Raw genomic sequence first — 3,230 nt, 5'->3', positions numbered from 1 at the left:
GCCGTCACGCGAACGACCAGTATCGGCAGGGTCGAATTGCGGATGACCTTCTCGGTGACGCTCCCGTTCAGGAAGTGTTCGACCCCGCTTCGGCCGTGCGTTCCCATCACCACGACTTCGATGTCGTTCTCGTCTGCGTAGTCGAGGATTTCCTCGTGAGGAATCCCTCGCAGGAGTTCGGTTTCGACCGGAACGTCCCGTTCGTCCGCCCGCTTTCGAACGTCCGCAATCGCGCTTTCGCCTCGTTCGGTTCGGTCGCGTTCGATGGTGAGCCACTTGGCATCCGACAGGGTACTGTACTCGCGCGTATCGACGACGGACACCGCGTGAATCCGACCCCCCGTGAACGCCGCGAGGTCGAGCGCCTCCGCGATGGCGTCTTCGATTTCGGGACTGCCATCGGTCGGAACGAGTATCTCGTCGTACATCTCCCGCACGTTCGGTGGGCATCGGAATAACTGTACTGCAGCCACGGCGTTCGAGGGGAAGGTGGGTGTTACTCGAAATACCGCTCCCACACGACGATGACGGAGGGGGTCAACAGGACCGCCGTGAGATACGAGTAAAAGATGCTCAGGGCGGTCACGAGTCCGAACTGGCCGAGAACGGGGGTGATGGCGAGGACGAGGATGCCCGTCCCGGCGACCGTGGTGAGCATGCTGCCGGTCAGCGCGCCCCCGGTTCCGCGGACGGTGCGCGTGAGGGCGGCGAACACGTCCGTTTCGTGTTCGAATTCGTCGGTGAACCGATGAACGACGTGGGCGGAGTAGTCGGTCCCCAACCCGAGCGCGATGGCGAGCACCGTCGCGGTCAGCGCGTTGAACGGGATGCCGAGCAACCGCATCGTCCCGGCGAGGAGTGAGACCGCGACGACGATTGGAAAGAGGTTGATGACGCCGAACGCGGCCCGGCCGACGAGGACGCGATAGACGAACGCGAGAAAGATGGCCGTGGCGAGGAGTGCAGTGGCGAGGCTTCGAAGCGCGGACGCGAAGATGATGGCCGCGATGGACTGGAAGACGACCGTTTCGCCGGTGGCGGTCGCGTCGAGACGGTAGCGATCGGCCACCTGCTGGGCGTCGCGGGTGATGGCGTTCTGCGACGCGCCGCTTTTCATCGTGTAGACGACCTGTGCGCTCCGCTGATCTTCCGTGATGTACTGGAGTGCCTGCCCGCGAGCGGGGGACGAAAGCAACCGGTCGTAAATCTGTCCGAGGTTGTCGTCGGGAACGCCGTCGCCGTCGATGTCGTTTCGCTCGACGAGTCGTCGAAACTCGTCCGACTGACGGCTGTAATTTTGGATGACGGTGATGATACTCTCGGACTCCGCCCGTCTGTCCGCTTGGGCGAAGGACTTCGGCGGATTACGGTTGGCGTGCTGAATCGATTCGAGCGCGTAATCCTCGCGGAGCGGCCCCTGCACGTATATCGTCACGGTATCCCCCTGTACGGCGGCGAACTTCTCGTCGAGGAAGTTCGTCGTCTCGGTGACGGTGTACGTTCCCGGCGCGAACGGTTCGGGAAGGGATTGGAGATAGCTCGGCGTCTGCTCCGGCGGAAGGAAATCCTCGTTCGAAACGGACCGACGGATACCGACCAATTTCACTTCCCGGTGGACAGTGCGGTCGAAGTCACGACGGACAGCCTCATGCTGCCGTACGTCGTCATCACACACGTCCGTAGTATCGACGGGGCCTTCCTGCGGGAAGTCGAGGATTTTTTCGTACGAACAGTTTCCCGACGGGGAGTACCTCGTCGAACTGAACGCACCCATCCGAATTTACCTTGCGCGTCTCCGGCGAGATGACCCTCGCGTCGTCGGCGGAGCACATGGCGTTCGACTTCGGCACGGAGACGCGGGTTCGAATCGGCGCGCGGTCCTATCACGAACAGCCCGAAGCGACGGTGACGACGACGACGGACCCACGGGACGTGATGACCGCTGTTTCGACGTTCAGGTCGGCGTTGAAGACGCTGAGCTGCGAACGGTCGCTCCCGTCGCTCAGGGGCCATCCCCCTCGAATCGAACTCGGGGACGAACTGCACGTCCCTGACGAACTCTCGCCGCCGGAGACGGGGGTCCGAATCGAGCTTCCGCCCGAACTGCCGATGATATATTCGGCGAGCACCCTCGCGTACTATCTCGGCGCGACCGTGGTTCCGGGCGACGAACCGAGGCTCGTGACGGACCGCAGCTTCGTTCACCCCCTCGACCATCACGAACGGGGATACGAGGGAGAAATCGAACGGGTTCTCGCGCAGTCGCTGTTTTTCGACTGTGTGACGCGGACCGAGGGATTGTATCGGATACCGCTTCACGAGCGACGCGTGATAGAACCGCTTCTCGACCTCTCGTTCGACGAGTTGTACGAACTGGACCTCGCCGAGCAACTCGAAACGTATCTCGATATTCCGTTCGACGTCGTTCGGGAGCACGTCCCGACGTGGTTGTTGTCGACGACGGTCACGGACGATATCGCCAACGTCCGGTCGATTCCGTATCTGGTGAACAACCTTTCGTTCATCTCGTCGCCGAGAGAGGACGAGCGCCACGAACCGGCACCGGAGGTTCCCGACCCAATCGACAGCTTTCTGCGCGGCGGAGGATCACGACGGGAGGACCGTCCCGCCGACCCCGGCCGGTACGTCGCGCCGACCTCGACGAATTCGTTGGAACGCGCGTGGCTCGGCGAGGGGATGCCCATCGGCGCGAACAAGCTGGTAGAACGCGCGTTCGAGAACAGATTGGAGCGCTCGTCCTCGACCGACGGTATCGACATCACGGTGGTGTGTAACGAACCGGAGATGAGCGCGGGAGTACGACGCGGGGGACGCACTCTACGGGAAACGGGACGAACTCGCGTTCGACATCGACGTTCATCGGAACCTCTCGGTGGACGAACTGGCGTCGGTACTCGCCACCCCCAACCGATTTCCTCCACTACATCGGTCACGTAGAGGACGGCCATTTCATCTGTCGGGACGGAAAACTCGACGTCGGATCGGTCGACGGCGTTGCGGTCGATACCTTCCTGTTGAACGGGTGTCCGGTCGTACGAGCAGGGCCTCGAACTCATCGACTCCGGGAGTATCGGCGGCGTCGTCACCTACAGCGAAATCACGAACAAGAGCGCGATAGCGGTCGGTCGAACCATCGCACGACTTCTGAACCGGGGCTTCTCTCTTCGATCCGCGCTCACCATCGTTCGGGACCAGCGGATGGTCGGTAA

At 62.4% G+C, this 3,230-nt stretch carries 2 protein-coding genes and 1 pseudogene; 1 reads left to right on the top strand and 2 read right to left on the bottom strand.

Annotated elements, in window-relative coordinates; genetic code table 11:
- The coding region (locus tag BG842_RS18210) for a universal stress protein (RefSeq protein ID WP_069451894.1) at positions 1–428 on the bottom strand (428 nt) is incomplete at its 3' end.
- Between the two features lie 68 nt (positions 429–496).
- Positions 497–1,594, bottom strand: a pseudogene (locus tag BG842_RS18205) (MMPL family transporter); the annotation flags it as partial.
- 209 nt (positions 1,595–1,803) lie between these two features.
- On the opposite strand from BG842_RS18205, the gene BG842_RS18200 reads away from it, so the two are divergent.
- Positions 1,804–2,958: a hypothetical protein gene (locus BG842_RS18200; RefSeq protein WP_254663287.1), complete on the top strand. Its 1,155-nt coding sequence runs from the start codon at positions 1,804–1,806 to the stop codon at positions 2,956–2,958.
- The last annotated feature ends 272 nt before the right edge of the window (positions 2,959–3,230 follow it).

The sequence above is a fragment of the Haladaptatus sp. W1 genome, assembly GCF_001723155.1.
GTDB classification, from domain to species: Archaea; Halobacteriota; Halobacteria; order Halobacteriales; family Haladaptataceae; genus Haladaptatus; species Haladaptatus paucihalophilus.
The sequence above is the reverse complement of the archived record's forward strand: the minus strand, read 5'-3'. Positions and strand labels throughout refer to the sequence as shown.